The sequence below is a fragment of the Actinoplanes sp. NPDC049668 genome, assembly GCF_044465445.1.
GTDB lineage: Bacteria > Actinomycetota > Actinomycetes > Mycobacteriales > Micromonosporaceae > Actinoplanes.
On the sequence record NZ_JBITLR010000006.1, the window covers coordinates 280,466 to 305,359 of the forward strand.

The 24,894-nt window shown below is 72.2% G+C and carries 27 protein-coding genes; 17 read left to right on the plus strand and 10 right to left on the minus strand.

Features of this window, described 5'->3' with window-relative positions; genetic code table 11:
* Nucleotides 1–57: 57 nt before the first annotated feature.
* From ACIBSW_RS25910 to ACIBSW_RS25920, 3 genes are read left to right on the plus strand one after another with little or no spacing between them, the layout of a single operon-like run.
* A complete protein-coding gene (locus tag ACIBSW_RS25910) occupies nt 58–624 on the plus strand; it encodes a sugar O-acetyltransferase (RefSeq protein WP_354718122.1) in 567 nt (188 codons plus the stop codon).
* Entirely contained in the window at nt 621–1,187 is a 567-nt protein-coding gene (locus ACIBSW_RS25915) for a TetR family transcriptional regulator (RefSeq protein ID WP_354718121.1), read from the plus strand. Before ACIBSW_RS25910 ends, ACIBSW_RS25915 begins: the two co-directional genes overlap by 4 nt.
* Nucleotides 1,184–2,422, plus strand: coding sequence for an MFS transporter (locus tag ACIBSW_RS25920; RefSeq protein ID WP_354718119.1), 1,239 nt, complete (start codon nt 1,184–1,186; stop codon nt 2,420–2,422). Before ACIBSW_RS25915 ends, ACIBSW_RS25920 begins: the two co-directional genes overlap by 4 nt.
* A gap of 4 nt (nt 2,423–2,426) precedes the next feature.
* Here the strand turns inward: ACIBSW_RS25920 and ACIBSW_RS25925 are convergent, their stop codons facing one another.
* A complete protein-coding gene (locus ACIBSW_RS25925) occupies nt 2,427–2,870 on the minus strand; it encodes a DUF6232 family protein (protein ID WP_354718117.1) in 444 nt (147 codons plus the stop codon).
* A gap of 492 nt (nt 2,871–3,362) precedes the next feature.
* On the opposite strand from ACIBSW_RS25925, the gene ACIBSW_RS25930 reads away from it, so the two are divergent.
* Entirely contained in the window at nt 3,363–3,863 is a 501-nt protein-coding gene (locus tag ACIBSW_RS25930; RefSeq protein ID WP_354718115.1) for a DUF2231 domain-containing protein, read from the plus strand.
* On the opposite strand, the gene ACIBSW_RS25935 is transcribed toward ACIBSW_RS25930, so the two are convergent.
* Nucleotides 3,799–4,287 carry an NUDIX domain-containing protein gene (locus ACIBSW_RS25935; protein ID WP_354718113.1) on the minus strand — a complete coding sequence of 163 codons (489 nt, stop codon included), beginning with the start codon at nt 4,285–4,287 and terminating at the stop codon, nt 3,799–3,801. The two genes, ACIBSW_RS25930 and ACIBSW_RS25935, sit on opposite strands and share 65 nt — an antisense overlap.
* 13 nt (nt 4,288–4,300) lie before the next feature.
* On the minus strand, nt 4,301–5,236 hold the full coding sequence (locus tag ACIBSW_RS25940; protein ID WP_354718111.1) for a Ku protein: 936 nt from the start codon (nt 5,234–5,236) through the stop codon (nt 4,301–4,303).
* 94 nt (nt 5,237–5,330) lie between these two features.
* Here ACIBSW_RS25940 and ACIBSW_RS25945 point away from each other — a divergent pair, with 94 nt between their 5' ends.
* From ACIBSW_RS25945 to ACIBSW_RS25960, 4 genes are read left to right on the plus strand one after another with little or no spacing between them, the layout of a single operon-like run.
* Nucleotides 5,331–6,284 (plus strand): DNA ligase, encoded by a 954-nt coding sequence (locus ACIBSW_RS25945; protein ID WP_354718109.1) that lies wholly within the window; start codon nt 5,331–5,333, stop codon nt 6,282–6,284.
* Nucleotides 6,274–7,206 (plus strand): non-homologous end-joining DNA ligase, encoded by a 933-nt coding sequence (gene ligD, locus ACIBSW_RS25950; protein WP_354718107.1) that lies wholly within the window; start codon nt 6,274–6,276, stop codon nt 7,204–7,206. Before ACIBSW_RS25945 ends, ligD begins: the two co-directional genes overlap by 11 nt.
* Nucleotides 7,207–7,253: 47 nt before the next feature.
* Complete coding sequence (locus ACIBSW_RS25955; protein ID WP_354718105.1) at nt 7,254–7,595, plus strand: PadR family transcriptional regulator; 342 nt, start codon at nt 7,254–7,256, stop codon at nt 7,593–7,595.
* The gene (locus ACIBSW_RS25960) at nt 7,592–8,203 is read left to right on the plus strand and encodes an HAAS signaling domain-containing protein (RefSeq protein WP_354718103.1); all 612 of its coding nucleotides are present in this window, start codon (nt 7,592–7,594) and stop codon (nt 8,201–8,203) included. Before ACIBSW_RS25955 ends, ACIBSW_RS25960 begins: the two co-directional genes overlap by 4 nt.
* Nucleotides 8,204–8,208: 5 nt before the next feature.
* On the opposite strand, the gene ACIBSW_RS25965 is transcribed toward ACIBSW_RS25960, so the two are convergent.
* The gene (locus tag ACIBSW_RS25965; RefSeq protein ID WP_354718102.1) at nt 8,209–9,870 is read right to left on the minus strand and encodes a DNA repair helicase XPB; all 1,662 of its coding nucleotides are present in this window, start codon (nt 9,868–9,870) and stop codon (nt 8,209–8,211) included.
* Between the two features lie 186 nt (nt 9,871–10,056).
* Nucleotides 10,057–12,474 (minus strand): helicase-associated domain-containing protein, encoded by a 2,418-nt coding sequence (locus tag ACIBSW_RS25970; RefSeq protein WP_354718100.1) that lies wholly within the window; start codon nt 12,472–12,474, stop codon nt 10,057–10,059.
* 201 nt (nt 12,475–12,675) lie between these two features.
* Between ACIBSW_RS25970 and ACIBSW_RS25975 the strand changes: the two genes are divergently transcribed.
* Genes ACIBSW_RS25975 through ACIBSW_RS25985 form a run of 3 tightly spaced genes read left to right on the plus strand, consistent with a single transcriptional unit; the run spans nt 12,676 to nt 13,920 of the window.
* A complete protein-coding gene (locus ACIBSW_RS25975) occupies nt 12,676–12,864 on the plus strand; it encodes a hypothetical protein (RefSeq protein WP_354718196.1) in 189 nt (62 codons plus the stop codon).
* A complete protein-coding gene (locus ACIBSW_RS25980; protein ID WP_354718098.1) occupies nt 12,861–13,487 on the plus strand; it encodes an HAD hydrolase-like protein in 627 nt (208 codons plus the stop codon). The genes ACIBSW_RS25975 and ACIBSW_RS25980 overlap by 4 nt, the downstream gene beginning before the upstream one ends.
* A 46-nt stretch (nt 13,488–13,533) precedes the next feature.
* The gene (locus ACIBSW_RS25985; protein WP_354718096.1) at nt 13,534–13,920 is read left to right on the plus strand and encodes a cold shock domain-containing protein; all 387 of its coding nucleotides are present in this window, start codon (nt 13,534–13,536) and stop codon (nt 13,918–13,920) included.
* Here ACIBSW_RS25985 and ACIBSW_RS25990 read toward each other — a convergent pair.
* From ACIBSW_RS25990 to ACIBSW_RS26000, 3 genes are all read right to left on the minus strand, one after another.
* Complete coding sequence (locus ACIBSW_RS25990; RefSeq protein ID WP_354718094.1) at nt 13,917–14,744, minus strand: 1,4-dihydroxy-6-naphthoate synthase; 828 nt, start codon at nt 14,742–14,744, stop codon at nt 13,917–13,919. The genes ACIBSW_RS25985 and ACIBSW_RS25990 overlap by 4 nt on opposite strands.
* 94 nt (nt 14,745–14,838) lie before the next feature.
* Nucleotides 14,839–15,486 (minus strand): futalosine hydrolase, encoded by a 648-nt coding sequence (locus ACIBSW_RS25995; protein ID WP_354718092.1) that lies wholly within the window; start codon nt 15,484–15,486, stop codon nt 14,839–14,841.
* Nucleotides 15,483–17,213, minus strand: coding sequence for an MFS transporter (locus tag ACIBSW_RS26000; RefSeq protein ID WP_354718090.1), 1,731 nt, complete (start codon nt 17,211–17,213; stop codon nt 15,483–15,485). Before ACIBSW_RS26000 ends, ACIBSW_RS25995 begins: the two co-directional genes overlap by 4 nt.
* 101 nt (nt 17,214–17,314) lie before the next feature.
* Here ACIBSW_RS26000 and ACIBSW_RS26005 point away from each other — a divergent pair, with 101 nt between their 5' ends.
* On the plus strand, nt 17,315–18,136 hold the full coding sequence (locus ACIBSW_RS26005) for a DUF3027 domain-containing protein (protein WP_354718088.1): 822 nt from the start codon (nt 17,315–17,317) through the stop codon (nt 18,134–18,136).
* A 3-nt stretch (nt 18,137–18,139) separates the two neighbouring features.
* On the opposite strand, the gene ACIBSW_RS26010 is transcribed toward ACIBSW_RS26005, so the two are convergent.
* Entirely contained in the window at nt 18,140–18,346 is a 207-nt protein-coding gene (locus ACIBSW_RS26010) for a DUF2530 domain-containing protein (RefSeq protein WP_354718186.1), read from the minus strand.
* A gap of 229 nt (nt 18,347–18,575) precedes the next feature.
* Between ACIBSW_RS26010 and ACIBSW_RS26015 the strand changes: the two genes are divergently transcribed.
* From ACIBSW_RS26015 to ACIBSW_RS26030, 4 genes are all read left to right on the plus strand, one after another.
* Nucleotides 18,576–20,051, plus strand: a complete 1,476-nt coding sequence (locus ACIBSW_RS26015; RefSeq protein WP_354718086.1) for an NCS2 family permease — start codon at nt 18,576–18,578, stop codon at nt 20,049–20,051.
* Between the two features lie 105 nt (nt 20,052–20,156).
* A complete protein-coding gene (locus tag ACIBSW_RS26020; protein WP_404799479.1) occupies nt 20,157–20,600 on the plus strand; it encodes a MarR family winged helix-turn-helix transcriptional regulator in 444 nt (147 codons plus the stop codon).
* A gap of 67 nt (nt 20,601–20,667) precedes the next feature.
* Nucleotides 20,668–22,002 (plus strand): MFS transporter, encoded by a 1,335-nt coding sequence (locus tag ACIBSW_RS26025; RefSeq protein WP_354718082.1) that lies wholly within the window; start codon nt 20,668–20,670, stop codon nt 22,000–22,002.
* 123 nt (nt 22,003–22,125) lie between these two features.
* Nucleotides 22,126–22,875, plus strand: coding sequence for a DUF4190 domain-containing protein (locus ACIBSW_RS26030; protein WP_354718080.1), 750 nt, complete (start codon nt 22,126–22,128; stop codon nt 22,873–22,875).
* A gap of 61 nt (nt 22,876–22,936) precedes the next feature.
* Here ACIBSW_RS26030 and ACIBSW_RS26035 read toward each other — a convergent pair whose 3' ends face one another.
* Nucleotides 22,937–23,611 (minus strand): FadR/GntR family transcriptional regulator, encoded by a 675-nt coding sequence (locus tag ACIBSW_RS26035; protein WP_354718078.1) that lies wholly within the window; start codon nt 23,609–23,611, stop codon nt 22,937–22,939.
* A gap of 22 nt (nt 23,612–23,633) precedes the next feature.
* Between ACIBSW_RS26035 and ACIBSW_RS26040 the strand changes: the two genes are divergently transcribed.
* On the plus strand, nt 23,634–24,848 hold the full coding sequence (locus ACIBSW_RS26040) for an MFS transporter (RefSeq protein ID WP_354718076.1): 1,215 nt from the start codon (nt 23,634–23,636) through the stop codon (nt 24,846–24,848).
* Nucleotides 24,849–24,894 lie beyond the last annotated feature (46 nt).

A 24,894-nucleotide genomic window follows, 5' to 3' on the forward strand; every position in this document is an offset into this window, starting at 1 on the left:
ATACATCACATCGGCGCGCTATGTACAACCGTACACATCATGTGTACGGTTGTACGCATGGCTGAACCGACCATGCGCGAGCGGATGCTCGCCGGCGAGCTGTACATCGCCGATGATCCCGAGCTGGCCCGCGACGCGGACCGCGCGCAGGCGCTGAGCCATCGGTTCAACACGATGGACCCGACCGACGGCGCCGCCGGGCGTGCCCTGCTGACCGACCTGCTCGGCGCGTTCGGCGAGGGCAGCCACATCCGGCCCCCGCTGCGCTGCGACTACGGCTACCAGACGTTCATCGGTGCGCGGACGTTCGCGAACTTCGGGCTGGTCTGCCTCGATGTCGCCACCGTGACCATCGGCGACGACGTCAACATCGGGCCGAACGTGCAGCTGCTGACGCCGACGCATCCGGTGGCGGCGGGGCCCCGCCGGGACAAGTGGGAGGCCGCCCTGCCGATCACCATCGGCGACAACGTGTGGCTGGGCGGCGGCGTCATCGTGCTGCCGGGCGTGACCATCGGCGAGAACACGGTCGTGGGCGCCGGCTCGGTCGTCACCCGCGGCCTGCCGGCCAACGTCGTCGCGGTGGGCAATCCGGCCCGGGTGATCCGCAAGGTCGAGCCGTGACCGCGCCGGCCCGGTCGCCCCGGCGGTACGACCCCGACCGCAAGGCCCGGATCGCCGACGCGGCGATCGACGTCATCGCCGAGTACGGCGTCACCGGCACCACGCACCGCAGGATCGCGGCCGCCGCGGACGTGCCACTCGGGTCGCTGACCTATCACTTCGACGGCCTGGGCGATCTGCTGGCGCAGGCCTTCCGCCGGCACGCGGAGCGCATGTCGCGGTCCTACGAGGCCGCGTTCACCCAGGTCGGGGACCGCGAGCAGCTGATCGACGCGGTCACCGACCTGATTCACGGCGACGCCGACGCCGACTCGCGCGACTGGACCGTCGCCTACGAGCTGTACCTGGCCGCCCTGCGGGATCCGGCGCTGCGCTCCGTCACCGAGTCCTGGATGCGTACGAGCCGGGCGGTGCTCGAGCGCTTCATGGATGCCACCACCGCGCGGGGCGTCGACGCCCTCATCGAGGGCCTCGTCATGCACAAGACCCTGTCCACCACCGCCGGACCCACCCGGGCCGAGACCCGCGAGATCGTCGCCCGCCAGCTTGGAGCCGCACAATGAGCGCCGCAACCACCGTGATCACGGAGCCCGCCGCCGAGGTGCGCGGCGCGACCCGGGCGGTCTACGTCGCGTTCATCGGCTCCGGCTTCACCATGGCGTCGTGGGCCACCCGCATCCCGCAGGTCCGCGACGAACTGGGGCTGAACCCCTCGCGGCTCGGCCTGGTGCTGCTGGCGATCGCCGCCGGGTCGATCGTGTCGCTGGTGCTCGCCGGGCAGATCGTGTCCCGGTTCGGGTCGCGGGGCACGGTCACCGCGATGGCCGGCCTCCTGCTGGTCGCGCTGAGCGCGGTCGGCATCGGATACCCGTACGGCGTGGCGCCGGTGGTCGTGGGGCTGTTCTTCTTCGGCTTCGCCAACGGCGCGTGGGATGTCGCGATGAACGTGCAGGGTGCGGTGGTCGAGCGGCGCCTCGGCAAGGCGATCATGCCGCGGTTCCACGCCGGCTACAGCGTCGGTACGGTGGCGGGCGCCCTGGCCGGCGCCGCGGCCGTGGCGCTGCACCTGCCGGTCACGGCCCACCTCGTCGGCTCGGCGATCCTGGTCGGGGTGATCGTCATGCTGGCGGTCCGCAACTTCACGGCGGACGAGCAAGAGCCGCAGGCCGACGAGGCCGGGAGCGGCGGTGGCGGGCTGCGGCGCACGCTCGCGACCTGGCGGGAGCCGAGGACGCTGCTGATCGGCGCCTTCGTGCTGGCCTTCGCCTTCGCCGAGGGCGCCGGCATCGACTGGATCAGCATCGCGGTGATCGACGGGTACGGCGCGCCGGCCACGGTCGGCACGCTGGCGTTCGCCGTGTTCCTCACCGCGATGACGGTCGGCCGCTGGTTCGGGCCGGCGCTGCTCGACAGGTTCGGGCGGGTGATCGTGGTCCGGGCGCTCGCGGTGATCAGCCTGGTCGGGTTGATGCTCTTCGTCTTCGGGCCGGACACGCCGACGGCCTTCGCGGGAGCGCTGCTCTGGGGCCTCGGCGCCTCGCTCGGCTTCCCCGTCGGCATGAGCGCCGCCGCGGACGACCCGGCCAAGGCCCCGGCGCGGGTCAGCGTGGTCGCGTCGATCGGGTACTGCGCCTTCCTCGGCGGGCCGCCGCTGGTCGGCTTCCTGGGCGACCAGCTGACCGTGCTGAGGGCGCTGACCGCGGTGGCCGTGCTGCTGGCGGTGGCCGCCGCGCTGGCCAACAACCTGCGTCCGCTGCCGGCGGAGGCGTCGGACCGGCCGGAGCGGGAGCTGGTCTAGCGGCCTACGCGGCGGCGAGGTCCTCCCAGAGCGCCGGCGGGCGGGAGTTCTCCATCGAGCGGCGCAGAGCCCGGCTCACCTGGTTGAACACCCGCTCGTCCGCCGAGGTGTACAGGGTCACCTCGGTGCCCCGGTAGGTCGCCCGCAGTTCCCACCGCTGCGGGCGCAGCCGCCAGAACATCGCGGCCGCCGCCGTCGCCGGCAGGCCCAGGGCGATCACCGCGAGGGCCAGCAGCGGGGCGGCTCGCCACAGCGGCCAGGTCGCCAGGGCGATGATCAGCAGGCCGCCGATCGACCGGGCGGCGCTGGGGCGAAGGTGCTCCACGTCCGAGTGCGCGATGTGGACGTTCCTCAGTTCGCGGACCGCGTACTTCGTCCTCGGTGTGCCGTTGCCGGCGAAGATGTCGCTGGTCACCACGGCGTCGGGCCCACGGTAGTAGGTGCGCATGGCGAACTCCCCTCACGTACTCCTTGCGAGGGGAGGAGGGTCGAGCCACCATTGGCGCAGAGAGAATTCCTCGCCTCGCTCGTGCTTACGGAGCTGTTGGTAGTTCCCGGAGCTTTCGGCACCACAGGCACGTTCCTGGAGGCGACAACGGCACCCGGTTGCCGCCGGGTGTCGTTGCATGTCCTGCGACTCCGCCTCCACTTGTTGCCCTCCAATTAGAACATGGCTATGAGGCTGGCCGCTATACATCAAGTTGCCATATCGCAGATTGCGTGCAAGCCATGTTCGACGTCACCCCGGTGACCTGCGCTGACACCCGGTTTGTCCGTCGTGGCGTTGGCTCCGGGACGAGAATGTGGAGGTGAACGTCGGTCGCCGTTAGCGGGGCGATGGGGGTAACTGTCGACTTGATGCGTTTCGTCGGCACGGCGGTCGGGTAGGCCCAATCGTTGACCCGAACAGAAGCGCAGTCAGGGGAGGCCGCGGCCCGGTATGGACAGTCGACTCAGAATCGCGAACCAGGCCGTCCAGCCGGTGCTGGTGATGTTTCCCCTCGGCCTGTTCGCCATGGCCGTGCTCTTCGATATCGGCGATCTTCTCGGCGGCCCCGAAATCCTCGGCGCGCTCGCCTACTGGAACATCGTCGCCGGCCTGGTCGGCGGGGTGCTCGCCGCGCTGGCCTCGGCCGTCGACCTGATCTTCGTGCCCAACGGCACCCCGCAGAAGCGCATCGGCGTGCTGCAGGGCCTGGCCAACATGGGGGTGCTGATCCTCTTCGCGGTCATCCTGATGCTGCGGATGCGCACGCCCGACCGGGTGATCGGCGGCGGCCTGCTCCTGGTGGAGCTGCTCGCACTGGCCGGCGCGGTGCTCGGCGCCTGGTACGGCGGGAAGATGGTCGAGGGGCGCGGAGCCGTGCGCCACGGCGCTACTTCAGGACCATCTGCCCCGTCGCCTCGAATGTCGCCAGGTCGGCCAGCGTCTCGTCGATGATTCTCGACTTCGGCCCGGGCAACGCGTCCAGCGGGAAGAAGCCGGCGTCCACCGACTCGTCCGTAACCCTGCACAGCTCGCCCTCCCAGGTGTGGATCCGGAAGGACATCAGGATCTGCTGGTAGGTGTGGCCGTACTCGTTCGTGAACGTGTAGGAGCTGTAGAAGGCGAACGGGGTCAGCGAGGTCGCCCGCAGCCCGGTCTCCTCCCAGACCTCGCGGATCGCGCAGTCCTGCATGCTCTCGCCCAACTCCATCGCGCCCGCCGGGATCGCCCAGCGGCGATTGTCCGAGCGTTGGATCAGCAGGAGGCGGTTCTGTTCGTCGAGGAGCACGCCACGGGCCCCCACGAACAGGATCGTGTCGGCATCGCCGACGCTCGTACGAACCCGACCCAGATAAGACTCAGCCCACGTCAACGCCACGCGACAAGACTAGTCACGCGGACTTCTTGGCCGGCGCCGCCTTCTTCGCCGCGGTCGCTTTCTTCGCCGCGGTCGTCTTCTTCGCCGGGGTGGTCTTCTTGGCCGCGGCGGTCTTCTTTGCCGGGGTGGTCTTCTTGGCCGGGGTGGTCTTGTGGGGAGTGCCCGTCTCGCCGCGGGCCTTCTTGGCGCGTTCCACGCTCGCCTTGAGCGCGGCCATGAGGTCGACCGCGGCGGCGGGCGCCTCCTCGGCCTCCTCGGGCGCGACGATCTCGCGGCCCTCGACCTTCGCGTCGATGACCTCCTGGAGCGCGGCCCGGTAGTTGTCGGTGAACTCGTCGGCCTTGAAGCTGCCGGCCATCGAGTCGATGAGCGAGGCGGCCATCGCCAGCTCGGCCGGCCGGGTCTCGATCTCCTCGTCGAGGAAGCCGAAGTCGGGGGTGCGGACCTCGTCCGGCCAGAGCATCGTGTTGAGCACCAGGACGTCGTCGTGCACCCGCAGCGTCGCCAGCTGCTCCCGCTGGCGTATCGCGATCTTGACGATGGCGACCCGGTCGGACTCGGCCAGCGCGTCCCGGAGCAGCACGTACGGCTTGGCCGCCTGGCCCTCCGGCTCGAGGTAGTAGGCCTTGGCGAAGAGCAGCGGATCGATCTGCTCGGCCGGCACGAACTGCAGCACGTCGATCGCCCGCGAGGTGGTCAGCGGCAGCTCGGCGAAGTCCTCGTCGGTCAGGATGACCATCTCGCCGCCGCCGAGGTCGTAGCCCTTGGCGATGTCGTCGTAGGTCACCTCCTCGCCGTCGATCGAGCAGGTCCGCTTGTACTTGATCCGGCCGCCGTCGGTGCGGTGCACCTGGTGGAAGCGGATGTCCTTCTCCTCGGTCGCGGAGAAGAGCTTGACGGCGATCGACACCAGGCCGAACGAGACCGCGCCCTTCCAGATCGCTCGCATTTCGTCTCCAACCCACCCGTGATCAGTACTTCGATCCAGGATTGCATTAGTGAGAGGCCCGCGTAAGGTGTTCGATCCTGCCTATGGTGATCGGGTGCCGGGTGCGCCGCTCTCGCCGATGCTCGCCACCCCGGGCCCGCTGCCGCGCGGCCCGGGGTGGAGTTACGAGTTCAAATGGGACGGTGTACGTGTCCTTTCGTCCTTTTCCGGCGGCCCGCCGCGGCTCTGGGCGCGCTCCGGCGCGGCGGTGACGGCCGCCTACCCCGAGGTCGCCGGGCTGTCCCTGCCGTCCGGATCGCTGCTCGACGGCGAGATGGTCGTCCTGGACGCGGGCGGCCGGCCGTCGTTCACCGCCCTCGCCGAGCGGATGCACGTCCGGGACCCGGCCCGGGCGGCCAAGCTGGCGGTGACCCTCCCGGTCACCTACATGATCTTCGATCTGCTCCGGTACGGCGGGGAATCGCTGCTCTCCATCCCGTACGCAGGACGGCGTGCCCGCCTCGAGGAGCTCGAGCTGGGGACGGGGCACTGGATGGTGCCGCCGGCGTTCACCGACGGGCCGGCGACCGAGGCCGCCGCCCGGGAGAACCGCCTCGAGGGTGTCATGGCGAAGCGGCTGGACACGCCGTACGTGCCGGGCGCCCGGTCGGCGGACTGGATCAAGGTCAAGTTCGACCGCACCGGCGACTACGTCATCGGCGGGTGGCGGCCCGGCGTACGCAAGCTCGGCGGCCTGCTGGTCGGCCTGCCCGGCCCGGACGGGCGGCTGCGGTTCCGCGGCCGGGTCGGCGGCGGGATCGGGGCGGCCGCGGAGCGGGAGCTGCTGGCGGCGCTGGGGCCGCTGGAGATCCGGGAGTCGCCGTTCACCCCCGGTGCGGTGCCCCGGGAGGACGCCCGCGGCGCGCACTGGGTCAGCCCCGACCTGGTGGTCGAGGTCCGCTACGGCAACCGGACACCCGACCGCCGGCTGCGGTTCCCGCGTTTCCTGCGGCTGCGCCCGGACAAGTCCCCGGCGGAGTGCGTGGAGGAGGACGACGATGGCGAGTGAGCCGCGCCGCGGCGCCAAGGCGGGCGCGCGGCTGCCCGTGCAGATCGAGGGGCGCGATCTCGAGCTGTCCAATCTCGACAAGCTGATGTATCCGGCGGCCGGCTTCACCAAGGGCGAGGTCGTCGACTACTACACCCGGGTGTCGCCGGTGCTGCTGCCGCACCTGAAGGGCCGGGCGCTGACCCGGATCCGGTACCCGAACGGCGTCGACGGCGCGCACTTCTTCGAGAAGAACGCGCCCGGCGGGACGCCGTCGTGGGTGCGGCTGGAGACGTTGCCGGTGCCGGGCTCCACCAAGGCCCGGGAGACCATCGACTTCGTGGTCGTCGACGAGCTGGCCACGCTCGTCTGGGTGGCGAATCTCGCGTCGCTCGAGCTGCACACTCCGCAGTGGCGGATCGGGGCGGATCCCGATCTCATGGTGGTCGACCTGGATCCGGGCGCGCCGAGCGGGCTCAAGGAGTGCTGCGGTGTCGCGATGCTCGTGCGCGATCGGCTGGCCGAGGACGGCGTCACCGCGTACCCGAAGACGTCCGGTAAGAAGGGGATGCAGCTGTGCTGTCCGATCTCCGGCGAGCAGGACGCCGAGGTCGTCTCCGGGTATGCCAAGCGGGTCGCCGAGGAGCTGGCGGCCATGGTTCCCGGCTCGATCACCGCCAAGATGGCGCGGGCGATCCGGCCCGGCAAGGTCTTCATCGACTGGAGCCAGAACGCCGCGGCGAAGACGACGGTGACGCCCTACTCGCTGCGGGCGCTGCCGTCGCCGTCCGCGTCGACGCCGCTGACCTGGGACGAGGTGGAGGCGTTCGCGACGGGTGAGGAGCCGGCCCGGCAGTTCGGTGCGGCCGAGGTGCTCGAGCGCGTCGCCGAGCACGGTGACCTGCTGGAGGACCTGCTCACCCGAGGTCCGCGCCTGCCCTGACGCCGCCGCTGTTGAGCTACCTTGCGTCGCCAGGTACCCTGTGGCGCATGGCAGACGTCGCGCAGCTCTCGACCAGCCTGCGGCGCGGGACACTCGAGTTCTGTGTGCTGGCAATGGTCGAGCATGAGGATCGCTACGGCACGGAGATCGTCCGTCGCTTCGGCGAGGAGCGGAACCTCACCGCCTCCGAGGGCACCATCTATCCGCTGCTCTCCCGGTTGCGCCGGGTTGGTTGGCTGGACAGCAAGTGGAGCGAGTCGCCCTCGGGGCCGCCGCGCCGCTATTACGCGCTCACCGACACTGGCCGGTCCGCGCTTGAGCACTTCCGTACGGAGTGGGTTTCCTTTCGACAGACCGTCGACCGTCTCGTAGGGACCGGTGTGGCATGAGTATCAACAAGACCGACGACGCCGTCGCCGAGTATCTGCAGGAGCTGGAGCTGCGGCTCAGTGGCCTGCCCGTGCTGCAGCGCCGGGAGCTGCTCGCCGACCTCGAGGCGCACATCACCAGCGAGCGCATCGAGCGCGCGGTCGTCTCCGAGGGCGAGGTGCTGGAGATCCTCGAGCGCCTGGGCAGCCCGGAGGTCGTCGCGGCGGCCGCTTACGAGGAGGCCGGGCTGCTCCAGCCCGCCGGGGCCGCCGCCGGGCGGCGCCTGCCACCGGTGCCCCCGCCGCCGGACGAGCCGGTGTTCCGCGACCCGGTCGCGCCGCCTCCGTACGTGGCGCCGCCACCGTTCTCCGCGCCGCCGCCCTTCGTCGGGCCGCCGGTGTCGCCGCCCCCGTTCATCGGTCACGCGCCGACGAAGCGGGGTTCCGGGAACGGCGCGCGGATCGCCATCGCGGTCGCGATCATCGCCGCGGTCTTCATCGCGCTGGGCTGCATGGTCGGATTCCTCGCGCTGGCCCGGGGCTCGGAGGCGCCGGAACCGATGTCGGGCATCGCGCCGGAGCCGGCGGCCACCGCGCCGCTCCACGACGAGGTGGACCTACCCGACTGACCCGTTCAGTCGATCTTGGGCAGGGGTGGGCCGAGCACGTCGTCGGCGTCGACGATCGTGTAGGCGTACCCCTGCTCGGCCAGGAAGCGCTGGCGGTGCGCGGCGTACTCGGTGTCGATGGTGTCGCGCGAGACCACGGTGTAGAAGTGCGCCTGCCGGCCGTCGGCCTTCGGGCGTAGCACCCGGCCCAGCCGCTGCGCCTCCTCCTGGCGTGAGCCGAACGTGCCCGACACCTGGATCGCCACCGCCGCCTCGGGCAGGTCGATGCTGAAGTTGCCGACCTTCGAGATCACCAGCGTGCGCAGCTCGCCCGAGCGGAACGCGTCGAAGAGCCGCTCGCGCTCCTTGTTCGTCGTCGAGCCCTGCACGATCGGGGCGTCCAGGTACTCGCCGAGTTGGTGCAGCTGGTCGATGTAGCCGCCGATCACCAGCACCTGCTCGCCCGGGTGCCGGTGCACCAGGGCCCGGATCACCGGCAGCTTGGTGCGGGCGGTGGCCGCCACCCGGTAGCGCTCCTCGGCCTCGGTCACGGCGTACGTCATGCGCTCGGCGTCGGTGAGGGTCACCCGGACCTCGGTGCACTCGGCCGGGGCGATCCAGCCCTGCGCCTCGATGTCCTTCCACGGCGCGTCGTAGCGCTTCGGCCCGATCAGCGAGAACACGTCGCCCTCGCGGCCGTCCTCGCGTACCAGTGTCGCGGTCAGGCCGAGCCGGCGGCGGGCCTGCAGGTCCGCGGTGAACCGGAAGATCGGGGCCGGCAGCAGGTGCACCTCGTCGTAGATGACCAGGCCCCAGTCGCGCGCGCCGAACAGGTCGAGGTGGGTGAAGGCGCCGCCGCGGCGCGCGGTGAGCACCTGGTACGTCGCGATGGTGACCGGGCGGATCTCCTTGCGCTCGCCCGAGTACTCGCCGATCTCGTCCTCGGTCAGCGAGGTGCGGGCGACCAGCTCGCGCTTCCACTGCCGGCCGGCGACCGTGTTCGTCACCAGGATCAGGGTGGTGGCCGAGGCGACCGCCATCGCCGCCGCGCCGACCAGCGTCTTGCCGGCGCCGCAGGGCAGCACCACGACGCCCGAGCCGCCGGCCCAGAAGCAGTCGACGGCCTCCTGCTGGTAGGACCGCAGCTTCCAGCCGTCCTCGGCCAGCGAGATCGCGTGCGCCTCGCCGTCCACGTACCCGGCCAGGTCCTCGGCCGGCCAGCCGAGCTTGAGCAGCGCCTGCTTGAGCCGGCCGCGCTCGGAGGCGTGCACCGCGATCGTCTCGTCGTCGATGCGGGAGCCGAGCATGCCGGCCAGCTTCTTGCTCTTGGCGACTTCGATCAGCACGATCTTGTCGAGACCGCGCAGGACCAGCCCGTGCGACGGGTCGTTGATCAGCTGTAGCCGCCCGTAGCGGTCCATGGTCTCGGCGACGTCGACCAGCAGCGCGTGCGGCACCGGGTAGCGCGAGTACTTGATCAGGGAGTCGACCACGCTCTCGGCGTCGTGCCCGGCGGCGCGCGCGTTCCAGAGGCCCAGCGGGGTCAGGCGGTAGGTGTGCACGTGCTCGGGTGAGCGCTCCAGCTCCGCGAACGGCGCGATCGCCATCCGGCAGGACTTCGCGTCCGGATGTTCGACTTCCAGCAGCAGGGTCTTGTCGGACTGCACGATCAGGGGTCCGCCGGTCACCAGGTGCCCTTCCACGAGCGAGAGAAGACCCTCCAGTGTGACACGGCGCTCGTCGTACTGAAGAAGGTTGATCCCATGTGCAACGCTTCGCTCAGGCTCGGTGTCTGTAGAGCAGTGCCACGCGGACGGGAATGGATCGCGCGCGGTAGGTAACGGGGGCGCGCGGTCCCATCCCTCGCGGAGCGATTACTCCTCGACGACCGCGGCCGTGATCCGGTGCAGTGCGAAGGTATGCAGCGTATCGGTCCGTTCGTCCTCGGCGCGAAGATAGCCCGCGCTCAGCGACACCGGCCGGACCAGCCGCGACAGCGTCGCGCCGTGGGTGTCCACGTAGCCGACCCAGACCCGGACCTTGTCGCGCACGGCCTGCTGCAGCACCGCCATCGCCTGGGTGTGCGCCTGCACCGACGTCAGCCCGGGCACGCTCTGGCCGTTCGCCGCGCGGACCGTGACCGGGGTGCGGCGGGCCGCGCGGGTCGCGATGTCGCCGCGCCGGATCTGCTCGACCACCCCGGCCAGCCGGGGCCCCGCCAGCAGGGGCACGGTCTGCTCGGCCAGCCGGGCCGAGGCGGAGGTGCGCGTCGGCGCGCGCCGGACCTTGGGCCGGGCCAGCACGGCCGACCCGGCGGCGTCCTCGGCCACCGGGGCGAAGCCGGCGTCCCGCAGCGCGCCGAGCAGCCGGACCAGCTGCAGCGGGCTGCACAGCACGGTCGGGGCGAGCCGGCGCAGCGCCAGGCTGACCAGCCGCTTGTCGGCCAGCACCTCGGCGATCAGCGCCTCGTCGTCGCTGCGCAGGTACGACCCGGCCGATCCGGCGCGCAGCCCGCCGTGCCGGCGGGCCGAGTCGTCGATCAGGTAGGTCATCGCCTGCGGCACCGGGGTGCGTGACCGGCGCTGGAAGAGCGCGTGCAGGTCGGCGGCGCTGTAGCCGACGTCGAGGGCCCGCCGCACGCTGGCCGCGGTCACCCGGTGCACGCTGGCCCCGCCCGCGGACTCGTGCTCGGCGACGACGTCCAGCTCCGCCGCCAGCTCCGGCTCGGGCGGGCCGGGCACGACCACCGAGAGGTCGGCCTGGACCAGCACGTGGTCGACCGGGGCGGGCAGCAGCGCGTCGAGGGCGCGTACCGCCTCGGAGACGCCGGGTACCCGCTCGCCGCCGGCTCCGGCGCCCAGCGGGTCGTCGTCGGGCCGGGCCTCGGCCAGCAGCAGCCGGCCGTACGAGGTGATCGCGCCCAGCCCGGTGACGCCCAGCGTGGCGGCGCCGGCCAGGGCGTCGCGGTGCACGGCCTCGCGGCCCCGGGCCCGGCGCGGCGCCTGCCAGGCGAGCATCTCGAGGACCTCGCCGGCGGTCGGCGCGGTGCCGTGCGCGAGGTCGGCGAGCACGGCGAGAACCTCGCGGCGGGCCTGCGGTGACCCGGCCCGCTCGGGTTCCGGCGCGAGGGTGTTGATCGGCCGGTCCCGGTCGTCGCGCTGCCCGATCAGGCCGGTCTGGCGGGTCATCGCGAGCCACGAGTTCGCCAGCGCCTCCCAGCGCCGGGCGATGCTCATGGCCCGCCACAGGTCGTAGGCCCCGGTGGGCAGGAAGATCTCGTCGACCGCGCCGGCGGCCCGGGCGCGGCCGCTGCCCGCGACGTCGGACTCGCCGAGCAGGCAGGCCGCGTAGGCCACCTCGATCAGCAGGGCGGCGGCCGGCTCGTCGAGGTTCGCGGCGCGGGCCAGGCGCTTGAGGTCGCGTACGCCGAGGCCGCCGGTCTTGAGGACCGCGGCCGGCTCGCCCGCCAGCGCCTCCAGCAGGGCCTCGACGTGCCGGACGGCCTCCATCGCCTGTCCCGTCCCGGCCGAGTCCACGGCCTTCGGGTCGCGCGCCGCGCCGCCGGGGACCGGCGGCGCCGGCCGCAGCGGGCCGAGCGGACCCGAGTCGCGGCGCAGCAGCATCCCGATCTCGCGCGGCAGCTCCACCAGCTCACCGTCGGGCCGCGGCGCCCGGCCGGCCTCGGAGACCGGCACCAGGATGTGGTTGTCGATCAGCCACTGCACCGGCTCGGCGATCGTGCCGTCCGAGCTCAGCGTCCCGACCGGCGGGCCGGCGGCGAGGCGGTCGAGCACCGCCCGGGCGCCCGGCGGCGCGGCCAGCACGGTCCGGCGCAGCTTCGCCCGGTCCGCGCACAGGGCGGCCGTCCGCGCGTCGAGGTAGTCGGCGGGCCGGCCGAGGCCGGCGGGGTACGGCGAGCTGACCTCGTCGACGGCGCCGACGACCTGGAGCGCGTCCTCGGGGCCGTGCAGCAGGAACCGGGCGCGCAGGCGCCCGATCGCGGTCCGGGCGTCGTCGGGGTCCGCGGCGCCGGCCGTCAGCTCGAGGATCGCGGTGATCGAGGTCAGCGCGGTCTCGGCCGAGCGGCTCAGCCGGGCGGCATCGAGGACGGCGAGCGTGAACTCGTCCAGCGCATCGAGGCAGCGCGCGACCGAGCCGCGGGCCTGTGCGCGTACGGCCAGCGCGGAAACGTCGGACGGCACGGGCACGACGAGGTCGGGACGCAGCTGGATCAGCGCCCCGAGGGCGTCATCGGTGAGCGACCGGAGCTGGTCGGCGAATGCGGTGGCCATCGTTACCAACGCTAGTCCCTGCTTCGGAAAGGGGGTCGAGGTGAGGCGAGGTTCAGGTGTTGGCTGGGCGTGCGGCCAGGCGGCAGCTGGGCCCGCCGCAGCCCGGCCCCCTTTCCGAAGCAGGGGCTGGCCGCCATGGGACCATGGTGCGGGGTCCGGGGCGTGGCCGGATCCATTAAAGATCTTAAGGGGAGATGACCTGTGGCGCGTTCACACGAGAAGGCCCGGGGTAAGGCGGCTCGCAAGGATGCGGTCACGGCGAAGGAGGGCCACCTGGCCGTCTCCGAACTCATCGCCGACCGCGCGGCCGCCCCGTCGCCGTTCGGCGACGACCAGACCTTTCCGCTGCCGGTGGAGCGCCTGACTTACCGGCCGACGATCTCGCTGTGACCCCGGCGGTCGGCTTCGACCTGGACATGACCCTGATCGACTCCCGCCCGGGCATCCGCCAGGCCTACCGGGCGCTGACGGAGAAGACCGGCGTGTGGGTCGACGCCGACCTGGCGGTCACCCGGCTGGGCCCGCCATTGCGTGCGGAGTTGAGCGAGTGGTTCCCGCCCGACCAGGTCGAGGACGCGGTCAACACGTACCGGGCGCTGTATCCGGACCACGCGATCGCCCCGACCGTCCCGACACCCGGGGCGGTCGAGGCGCTGGCGGCGGTTCGCGAGCTGGGCATGCGGGTGGTGGTGGTGACCTCCAAGCTGGGCCGGCTGGCCGCGCTGCACCTCGAGCACCTCGGCATGGCCGCCGACGAGCTCGTGGGTGACCTCTACGCGGAGGGCAAGGCGGCGGCGCTGACCGAGCACGGCGTCCGGTGGTACGTGGGCGACCACGTCGCCGACATGGTCGCGGCGCGCACGGCCGGTGTCCCGGGCATCGGGGTGACCACCGGCCCGTGTGACTCCGACGAGCTGCGCGACGCCGGCGCCTCGCACTTGATGTCCGACTTGACGGTATTTCCGGCGCTGTTGCGAAAGATTGCGGTTGGGTGTGGCACGGCCGCTGGATAACCTTGCCGTGAGCAATTGAGTCCAATGAGTGAAGTTGAGGTCAGCGGTGCCCACGGGTCGAGTGAAGTGGTACGACGCGGCGAAGGGTTTCGGGTTCGTCACCAGTGACGAGGGCGGGGACGTGTTCCTGCCCAAGGGCGCGCTGCCCACCGGGACCGCCGACCTGAAGGCCGGTCAGCGGCTGGAGTTCGGTGTGGTGGACAGCCGCAAGGGCGCGCAGGCGATGGGCGTGAAGGTCCTGGACACGCCGCCATCCATGGTCGAGCTGCGCCGGCGCCCCGCCGATGAGCTGCACGGCATGGTGGAAGACATGATCAAGGTGATCGAGGCGAAGATCCAGCCGGACCTGCGCCGCGGTCGCTATCCCGATAAGCGCACGGCACAGAAGATCGCGCAGCTGGTGCACGCGGTCGCCCGCGAGCTCGAGGTCTAGTCCGCGAGCGGCTTGACCGCAGGTGTGATTCCCGCCGCCGCCGCACGTCCGAGCAGGGCGTCGGCGGCGGCGTATCCTTCTGCGCCCAGCTCGAGGGTGAACTCGTTGACGTAGAGACCGATGTGCCGGTCGACCACATCGGGCTCCATCTCCTGGGCGTTGGCCAGCACGAACTCGCGGCTCGCGGCGGGATTGGCCCACGCCATGCTCACCGACTTGCGGATCCACTCCGCCGCCTCGGCCGGGTCGACCGCGCCCTTGCGCGCCAGGATCGCGCCCAGCGGGATCGGCAGGCCGGTGTCGCCCTCCCACCACTCGCCGAGGTCGACGAGCGCGGTCAGGCCGTAGCGCGGGTAGGTGAAGCGGGCCTCGTGGATGACCAGGCCGGCGTCGTAACGTCCCTCGGCGACACCCGGCATGATCTGGTGGAACGGCACGACCTCGATGCGAGCCGGCGGATTCTTCGCCGACCAGAGGCGGAACAGCAGGTAGGCCGTGGTGCGGTCGCCGGGAACGGCGACGGTGGCGCCGGTCAGGTCGCCGCCCGCCACGCGGCCGTCGCCGCGGGCCAGCACCAGCGGGCCGCAGCCGCGACCCAGCGCGCCGCCGCAGGGCAGCAGGTCGTAGTCGTCGAGGAGCCAGGGCAGGGCGGCATAGCTGACCTTGACCAGGTCGAACTCGCCGCCCTGCGCCGCGGTGTTGGTCACGTCGACGTCCGCGAACGTCAGCCGCACCGGCTCGGCGCCCGGGACGAGGCCGTGCACGAGGGCGTGGAAGACGAACGTGTCGTTGGGGCAGGGCGAAACCGCCAGAGAAAGCGCCACGCCCTCACGGTAACGACGTGGGCGCCGCGACACCCGCAACGAATCGTGTCTGCATCGCCACACCTCGCCCGGCCCTCAGCGGTTGTCCACAGAGTTATCCACAGGCGGCCCGGGCCGCCGCGGTGAGCGCGGAGAACGCCTCGCCCAGGCGCCAGGCGGCCCGGTCGCGCGGGCCGATCGGGTTGGAGATCGTGCGCAGCTCGGCGAAGGGGACCGCGGCGGTCCGCGCGGCGCTGGCCACGCCGTAGCCCTCCATCGCCTCGGCGACGGCGGCCGGGTGCCGGGCCCGTAGCGCCGCCGCGGTGCCGGCCGTCCCGGTGACCGTGGCGAGCGTGAGGATGTCGCCGGCGATCGCGTCGGGCAGGGCCCGGGACAGCGCCGCGAACAGGTCCGGGTCGGCGTCGAGGACGCTGGTGCCGAAGCCGAGCTCGGCCACCGGGATGAAGCCGTCCGGTGATTCCGCGCCCAGGTCGGCGGCGATCGCCCGGGCGGCGATGACGGTCGCGCCGACCTCCGCGCGGCCCGGGAAGCCGCCGGCGATGCCGGCGCTGACCACACCCCGGTACGGACGGCCCGCGGCCTCGGCGAGCGCCAGGAGCCGCGCCGTTCCGGCGGCCGCCGCGGCCGGGCCGACGCCGACGGCCGCGACCTCGACGGCGGCCGGGTCGACGCCGGCCCGCACGGCGTCCGCCTCGGCGGCGACGGCGGTGACGATGAGCAGGCGGGCGGGCGCCGGCGTCACGAGCCGGCCTCGTCGCGACCGGAGTCGCCGGTCGCCGACGAGGGGCGGTAGATGTGGAATCCCGGCGGGGCCGGGTTGTCCACCGGGGACACGGGCTCCGCGGCGGGCACCGGCTCGGCGGGTGCCGGCTCGGCCGGCGGCGTGGCCGCCCGCCTGCCCGCGCCGGACCGGGAGAAGAGGCGGCGCTTCGGCGCCGTCGCCTCGCCCTCGGCTTCGGCGGGACGCGCGGTGGACCTCGGCCGCGGCGCCCTGGCCGCGCCGGCCGGTGCCGGGGACGTCGGTACCGCCTCGGCGCCGGGCTCCAGCGCGTCGTCACGCTCGGCCGCCTCGGCCCGTTCGTCCGGTGTCGGCTCTTCCACCGTCGCGTCCGGACGGCCGTGCAGGCGCTCGCCGTGCAGGCGGCCCGCGACGATCGTGCCGCGCGCCGCCGCGGCCACCGCGAAGGCGGCGGCGATCGCGACGCCCACCCGGCCGTCCAGCGGGATGATGCCGACCGCGCCGCCGACCACCCAGGCGAGCATCAGCACGGTCTCGGAGTGCGCGAACGCGCTGGCCCGCAGGCGTTCCGGCACCCGCTCCTGGATGCTGGCGTCGATCGCGAGCTTCGAGATGCCGCTGAAGATCGCGGTCACCAGCGACAGCAGCGCGACCATCGGCAGGGTGAAGAAGATCGCGGCAAGGACGGCGACGCCCGCGGTGATGGTCAGCCCGCTGGACTGCAGCGCCAGCGGGCGGTGGATGCGCAGCCGGGTGCCGATCGCGGTAGCCAGGAACGTGCCGACCGCCAGGGCGCCGCCGATCATCGCCACCGCGCCCTGGCCGCCGACGTCGCGGCCGAAGAACGTGGTGTCGAGCGAGCCGGCCTTGATCGCGAACGCGAAGAAGAGCAGCAGGAAGCCGTACAGGCAGCGGAAGCTGGCGCTGCCGATCAGCGTGGCGATCACCAGCCGGCCGGAGAGCGGGCGGTCGTTGCCGCGGCGCAGGCGCAGCATCGTGCGGAACGGCCGGGGCACCGCCTCCGGCGGGTCGGAGTCGGCCCGTGGCGGCAGCCGTAGCGAGATCACCATGCCGACCAGGAAGATCAACGACGCGACCCGCAGCGGCCACTGCGAACCGAACCAGATCGCGGCCAGCCCGATCGGCGCGACGACCGCGCCCGCGAACGTGCCGTAGACGCTGGCGCGGGCGCCGACCTGGGACAGGCCCACGCCCTCGGGCAGCAGTCGGGGCACCGCCGCCGAGCGGGCCACGCCGTACGCCCGGGAGAGCGCCAGGACGCCGAACGCCGCCGGATACAGGCCCCAGCCCAGCAGGTTGTCCGAGATCACGTATGCCAGGAAGGCCCGGCCCAGCATGGTCGCCGCGAGGGCGTACCGGCGGCCGTGCCGGAAGTGGTCGAGCAGCGGCCCAGCGACCGGGGCTAACAGGGCAAACGGCACCATGGTGATCAACAGGTAGAGCGCAACTTTGCTCCGCGCCTCGCCCAGCGGCACGTCGAAGAAGATCGTGCCGGCCAGGCCGATCGCGAGGAGCGTGTCGCCCGCGCAGGAGAGCGCGTGCAGGTCGAAGAGCCGGACCATGCCGATCTCGTTGGCCGCGCCGCGGGCCCGGGCGTCGCCGACCCGGCGGGTCGCCCAGGCGCTGCCGCGCAGCGAGCCTCGCACCAGCACCCGGAGCGCCTTGACGCCGGTGCCGACGGTGCGTCCGACGGTGGGAAGCAGCGGCATCGCCCCATCCTGTCTCATCGAGGCGACTTCCGTCCCCTCCCGGGACGGAGATCTGGGGGAGTCGCTGCGCCGCCCGTGCACGCGTGGGGGAGAATGGCGGCGTGACGACCAGGACCGCAGCGCGTGCCGCCCGACTCGACCAGGTCTGTGCCGATGCCGTCGGGATCGCGCGAGGCGCCATCACCGAAGTGGAGCCGGGCGACATCGGCGAGCACCTCGAGGCGGTGGCCGAGGGCGACCGGGTCGTGACCCACTTCTTCGAGAGCCACCTGGCCGGCTACAAGGGCTGGCGCTGGGCGGTCACCGTGACCCGGGTGCCGCGCTCGCGGCACGTCACCATCTGCGAGACCGTGCTGCTGCCCGGGCCGGACGCGCTGCTCGCGCCCGGCTGGCTGCCGTGGAACGAGCGCGTGCAGCCCGGCGACCTCGGCGTGGGCGACCTCATGGCGACCGCACCGGACGACGAACGGCTGGCGCCCGGCTACGTGCTCAGCGACGACCCCGCCGTGGAGGACGTCTCCTGGGAGCTCGGCCTCGGCCGGCCCCGGGTGCTGTCCCGCGAGGGCCGGGCCGAGACCGCACAGCGCTGGTACGACGGCGAGCCGGGCCCCGAGGCGCCGATCTCGACGGCCGCGCCGCGCAACGCCCGCTGCGGCACCTGCGGCTTCTACATGCCGCTGGCCGGGGCGATGCGCACCATGTTCGGCGTCTGCGGCAACCTGTACGCCCCCGACGACGCCAAGGCCGTCAGCGCCGACCACGGCTGCGGCGCGCACTCCGAGGCGCTGGTCGGCGCGACGGAGCAGCCGGTCGAGGAGCTTCCGACGATCTACGACGACAGCGAGGTCGAGGCGGTGGCGGTCAGCCGCGCGCACGGCTCGGTCGAGGCCGGCGAGCCCGCGGAGCCGTACGGCCACTCGTGAGCCCTAAGCGTTGACCTTGAAATCGGGGTGGGTCAGCGCGCGGCGGCGGCGCCGGTTGGCGTCGTGCCGCAGCATCGTGAGCAGGCCCGGGATCCCGCACAGCACGCCGGCCAGGCAGGTCCAGAGCCAGCTCTGCGGCGCGTCCAGGAGCAGCAGGACCACCCCGGCGACGGCGAAGGCGGCCAGGCCGGCGAGGGCGAACGGCACCATCGGCGGATCGAGCGGCTCGGGCCGCGGCTTCGTGCCCGTCACCGCGTCGAGGCCGTGCTGGTGCCACTCGTGCGGTGCGGGGGACTTCTCGGCCACGAGCATCAGACTACGTCCGTGGAGATCGTCAGTGTGAGCTCGTGACGGTTGTAACAGTTCCGATCTTTTGCCGAGGTCAGTGTTCTGCTTTGATGCGCCCATCGACCCCCGTTGGTCCTGTGGAAGGGCGCGAATGTCCACTGCTGCTGCCGAGGCGAGCGCCGGCTCGTCCGGGCGTACCCCCAAGAATGCTTTTGATCGCTTCTTCGAGATCTCGGCCCGCGGCTCGTCCGTCGGCCGGGAGGTACGGGGTGGCCTCGCCACCTTCTTCACGATGGCCTACATCGTGGTGCTCAACCCGCTGATCCTGGGTGCCGGCGTCGACGCGGTCGGCGGCAGGCTGCCCATCGCGGCGCTGGCGGCCGGGACGGCGCTGGTGGCCGGCGTGATGACGATCCTGATGGGTGTCGTCGCCCGGTTCCCGCTGGCGCTGGCGGCGGGGCTGGGCGTGAACGCGCTGGTGGCGTACGAGATCGCGCCCGAGATGACCTGGGCCGATGCGATGGGCCTGGTGGTCATCGAGGGCGTCATCATCGCCATCCTGGTGCTGACCGGGCTGCGCACCGCGGTCTTCCGGGCCGTGCCGACGCAGCTGAAGACGGCGATCGGCGTCGGCATCGGCCTGTTCCTGATGATCATCGGCCTGGTCGACGCGGGCTTCGTGCGGCGCATCCCCGACGCCGCCGGCACCACCGTGCCGGTCGAGCTCGGCATCGGCGGCAAGCTGATCGGCTGGCCCGCGCTGGTCTTCGTCGTCGGCCTGCTGGTGACGCTGGTGCTGTTCGTGCGCAAGGTCAAGGGCGCGATCCTGATCGGCATCCTGGCCACCACCGTGCTGGCGATCATCGTGGAGGCGATCGCGAAGGTCGGCCCGTCGTTCGTCGACGGCAAGCCGAACCCGAAGGGCTGGTCGCTGAACGTGCCGGCGCTGCCGGACAAGATCGTGGACAAGCCGGACCTGTCGCTGCTGGGCCAGTTCAACGTGTTCGACTCGTGGGGCCGGGCCGGCGTGCTCGTCGTCATCATGTTCATCTTCACCCTGATGATCACCGACTTCTTCGACACGATGGGCACGATGGTCGCCGTCGGTCAGGAGGGCGGCCTGCTGGACGGCGAGGGCATGCCGCCGCGCACCCGGGAGATCCTGCTTGTCGACTCGGTCGCCGCGGCCGCCGGCGGCGCGGCCAGCGTCTCGAGCAACACCTCGTACATCGAGAGCGCCTCCGGTGTCGCCGAGGGCGCGCGCACCGGCGTGGCCAACCTGGTCACCGGCGGGCTCTTCCTGCTCGCGATGTTCCTGGCGCCGCTGGTCGTGATCGTGCCGTTCGAGGCGGCGTCGGTGGCGCTGGTGGTGGTCGGTTTCCTGATGATGACCGCGGTCCGGCAGATCGACTGGACCGACTACGAGATCGCCATCCCGGCGTTCCTGGCGATCACGATCATGCCGTTCACCTACTCGATCTCCAACGGCATCGGCGCGGGCGTCATCTCGTACGTGGTGATCAAGATCGCCCTCGGCAAGGCGCGCGAGGTGCACCCGCTGCTGTACGGCGTGGCCGCGCTCTTCGTCCTGTACTTCCTCCGCGGTCCCCTGGAGTCCCTTATCTGACGTCGTGCGGGCCTGGTCGCCGGGTGCGTTACCGTGCCCGGTGACTACGGTCATAGGCGTAGGCGATGTCGTTAGCCAAGCTCATTAGCTAGGCTAAGTAATGTGATGGAGCGGTCGGTGGCGGAGCGGGTAACAGCCGAGCAACTGGCCATTTCGCTGCGCGAATCGATCACCCGGCTCAATCGGCGGCTTCGGCAGGCCCGAGCGGTCGGTGATCTCACGTTCAGCCAACTCTCGGCGCTGACCAGCCTCCAACTGGCCGGCGCGATGACACCGCGGGAGCTGGCCGATGTCGAACGGGTCCAGCCGCCGACGATGACCAAGATCGTCGGCAAGCTGGAGGAGCTCGGACTGGTCGCGCGTACGCCCCACCCGACCGATCGTCGCCAGGTCATCCTGGCCGCGACCGAGCAGGGCCGGGTCGTCTACGCCCAGTTCGAGAAGGCGCGCAACGAGTGGCTCGCGCTGCAACTGGCCGAGCTCACCCCGGACGAACGCGACACCCTAGAGCGGGCCGCGCAGATCCTGCGGCAGGTCGCCCGCAACTGAGCGTCCCCGCCCAGGTCGTTCCGTCACACGTCGATGACGCGTACGACCAGGAGGAGGCGCATCCCGAGTGCGGGCAGTGCTGAGTACGACATTCCGGTCCCTGCAGGTCCGTAACTACCGGCTGTTCGCCACCGGTCAGCTGGTGAAGCTCGTCGGCGTCTGGATGATGTTCACCGCCCAGGACTGGCTCGTGCTCGACCTGTCCGGCAACTCACCGGCCGCGCTGGGCGTCGTCACGGCGCTGCAGTTCATCCCCGTCCTGCTGCTGACGCTGTGGAGCGGCAAGCTGGCCGACCGCTTCGACAAGCGCAAGCTGCTGGTGATGGCGAACTCCGCCTTCGCGGTCACCGCGATCATCTTCGCGATCCTGGTGGCCAGCGGCGTCGTGGAGCTCTGGCACGTGTTCCTCTTCGCCTCGCTGCTCGGCGTGGCGAATGCTGTCGAGACGCCGGTCCGGCAGTCGTTCGTCTCGGAACTTGTCGAGCTGCCGCTGCTGCCGAACGCGCTCGCCCTCTCCGCGGCGACGTTCAACACGGCGCGGATCGGCGGCCCGGCGCTGGCCGGTGTGGCGCTCGCGCTGTTCCAGACCGGTCCGGTGTTCCTGATCGCCACCGTGCTCTCGATCGCGCCGATCTTCAGCTACCTCAGCATGCGGCCGCTCGACCTGCACCGCTCCCTGGCCCGGCCATCCGCCGGCGACACCCGGATCGTCGACGGCCTGAGGTACGTCTGGAAGCGGCACGACCTGCTGCTGCCACTCACGCTGATGGCCGCGATCGGCATGATCGGCTTCAACTTCCCGGTCACCCTGGCCGCGCTGGCAAAGATCAACTTCCACGCCGGCCCATCGTCCTTCGGCCTGCTCACCACGGCCCTGGCGGCGGGCGCGCTGTGCGGCGCGCTGGCGGGCAGCGGCCGCAGGAGCCGGCCCAGCGTGTACGTGGTCCTCGGCGCGGCGCTGGCCTTCGGCGTCTTCGAGGTGGCGGTCGGCTTCGCGCCGAACTTCGTGGTGGCGATGATCCTGCTGGTGCCGACGGGGTTCTTCTCGATCTACCTCGCGCAGGCGGCGAACCACCGGGTCCAGATGGGCCTGCACTCCGCGTACCGGGGCCGGGTGATGGCCCTGTACGTCCTGGTCTTCCTCGGCACGACACCGATCGGGGCGTCGCTGGCGGGCTGGTGGGGCGAGCACTTCGGGGTGCCGTCGAGCATCTGGACGGCCGGGGTGTTCTGCCTTTTCGCCGCGGCCGCGGCGGTGGTGTGGCAGCTGCGCACCAGCGGCGACCGGCTGTCGCTGCGGGGCGGCTCCCGGCCGGGCCTGACCCTGGTCCGGACCGCGCAGGACGAGCCCATCGTCGAGCCGGCGCTGCCGTCTCCGGTCGAGCCGGCCCGCGCCGCCTGAACCTCCGGCCGCGGCTCGCGGGCCACTGGGTCGTCGTCGCCTGCCGCACCTGGCCCGGCCGGTGCCGGCGGTCACCGCGATATGGGGATGCTGTATCGATCATCGTCGAGGTAGTCTCCCGCCGTGCAAAATCAAGATCCGCAATGGACCGAGCCGCCCGCCGACGCCCAGCAACCGGCGGTGCCTGCTCCGCAGCGCCTCTCCGTCGGGCCGCCGCCTGTTGGGCAGCCGCCTGTTGGGCCGCCGCCTGTTGAGCAGCCGGATTGGGCCGCGGCGCAGGGCTTCGCCGCTCCGGCGTCGGTGCGGACCAACGGTTTTGCCATAGCGTCGCTGGTCCTCGGCAGCCTGGGTGGCGTCCTGCTGAGCGTGATCTTCGGCCTGATCGCGCTGCGCCAGATCGACCAGCGCGATGAGAAGGGGCGTGGGCTGGCTATCGCCGGGCTCGCCCTTTCGGGATTCTGGGTGCTGGTCGTTGTCGCCGTATTCGTCTTCGTCCCGTCGGGCTTCGAACCGGAGCAGGACCCTCACGTGGACCGGGCGCACAGCAAGGTTCTGGCTCCGGGCGATTGCCTCGACGCCGACCTCGACGAGGTGCTGCCGTGCACCGAGCCGCACGCCGGCGAGGTGTACACCGTTTTCACCCTCCCGGACGGCCCGTACCCCGGTGATGCCGAGGTTGAGGCCGAGGTTGAGAAGCGCTGCGTCCGGTCGTTCGAGCCTTACGTGGAGGCGGCGTCCGAGGACATGGAGCTGCGCTATCTGGGGCCGTCGCGGCTGTCCTGGCCGCTCAGCCGGACGGTCACCTGCATCGCCGCCGACCCGGCGGGCACCCTGACCGGCTCCCTGGTCAAGAAGCCGGTCACTGGGCGGTAGAGCCGACTGGCGCGGGCGGAATCTCGCGAACCCGTCGGGTAACCGCCTGGCCTCGCACCGATCAGCGGGCGACGTCGCAGCTCGCGGTGTGTGCCATCGCCTCGGCGGTGGCCGCGGCCGGGTCGCCGGCGCGGATGGCCTCCAGGAGCCGGGCGTGGTCCATGTGGTTCTCGGGGCGCAGCTCGGCGCCGACGTGTTCGCGCAGCGAGTCGCGGATGACCTGGCCGAGGTCCGCGTAGAGCTCGACCAGGACCCCGTTGTGCGAGGCCGCGACGACCGCCAGGTGGAAGGCCGAGTCGGCGTCGACGAACGCGTCGCGATCGCCGGACGTCCAGGCCCGCTCGCGGCGCGCCAGCAGCCGGTCGAGCAGCCGCAGGTCCTCGTCGGTGCGGCGGCGGGCCGCGTAGCCGGACGCGGCGGCCTCCAGCGTGCCGCGCAGTTCGGTGACGTGCCCGGGGTCCGCCGTGGCGAAGCGGCGCTGCATGACCCCGGCCAGCTCGCTGGTCGCGACCACCCAGGTGCCCGAGCCCTGGCGGATGTCCAGCAGGCCGTTGTGCGCGAGCGCCCGGACCGCCTCCCGGACCGTGTTGCGGGCGACCCCGAGCTGGGTGACCAGCTCGGGCTCCGTGGGGATCCGGGAGCCGACCGGCCACGCGCCCGAGGTGATCTGCTGGCGCAGGCGGGCGATCACCTGGTCGGAGAGGGAGGCGCCACGGGCGACTCGGGCCAAATTCATCCCATGATTCTATGATGGGGTCATGGCGATCACCAGCAGCGACTCGCGCACCGGCGGACGGATCCGGGTTCTCGCCGTGGTCGGCCTGGTGCTGGCCGCGTTCAACCTGCGGCCGGCCGTCACCAGCCTCGGGCCGGTGCTGGAGGAGGTCCGTGCCGGGCTCGGCATGAGCGCCGCCGTCGCCGGCCTGCTCACGTCGGTGCCGGCGGTGTGCTTCGCGCTGGTCGGCTTCGCGGCACCGCGGCTCGCCCGGCGCTGGGGCACCGGCGGTGCGATCGCCCTCGGGACCGCGGCGCTGGTGGCGGGCCTCGCCGTGCGGCCGTTCGCCGGGGGAACGGCCTCGTTCATCGCGCTGACCGCGCTGGCGCTCGCGGGGATCGCGCTGGCGAACGTCCTGCTCCCGGTCGTGGTGAAGCAGCGCTTCCCGGACCGGGTCGGCGCGATGACCGGGCTGTACTCGGTGGCGCTCAACCTCGGCGCCTCGACGGCGGCGGCGGTGACGGTGCCGCTGACCGGCGCCCTCGGCGGCGACTGGCGGCTCGGGATCGGCGTGTGGGCGCTGGTCGCGGCCGCCGCCCTGCCCGCCTGGGCGCTGCTGGCCCGCGACCGCGGCCCGTCGGAGGCGGCGGCCGGCCGGGCGTGGTCCGCGGGCGCCGGGCAACCCGGTCCGCGGCTGACCCGGAGCCCGATCGCCTGGGCGCTGGCCGTCTACTTCGGGCTCCAGTCGACCGCCGCGTACGTGATCATGGGCTGGCTGCCGCAGGTCTTCCGCGACGCCGGGCTGCCGGCGGAGACCGCGGGCCTGCTCTTCTCCGTGACCGCCCTGCTCGGCGTCCCGCTCTCCTTCGTGCTCTCCGCGGCGGCCGGGCGCATCCGCAGCCAGAGCTGGATCGCCGTCGTGATCGGACTCTTCGGCTTCGCCGGCTACGCCGGCCTCCTCGCCGATCCCGCCGCCGCGCCCTGGCTGTTCGCGGTGCTGCTCGGCGTCGCCAACTGCTCGTTCCCGTTGGTGCTCACCATGATCGCGTTGCGTGGCCGCAACGCGGCGACGGTGGTCCGGCTCTCGGCCTTCGCGCAGGGCACCGGATACCTGCTCGCCATACCCGGGCCGATCCTGGTCGGCGTGCTCTACGAGCACAACGGCACCTGGGAGCTGCCGCTCGCCCTCATGGCGCTGCTGATGGTGCCGCAGATGATCGCGGGCTTCCTCGCCGGGCGGGACCGCCAGATCGGCTGACGGCGAATTGCGAAAATCTCTGGCAGGCGAGCTCCTCCGAACGGCC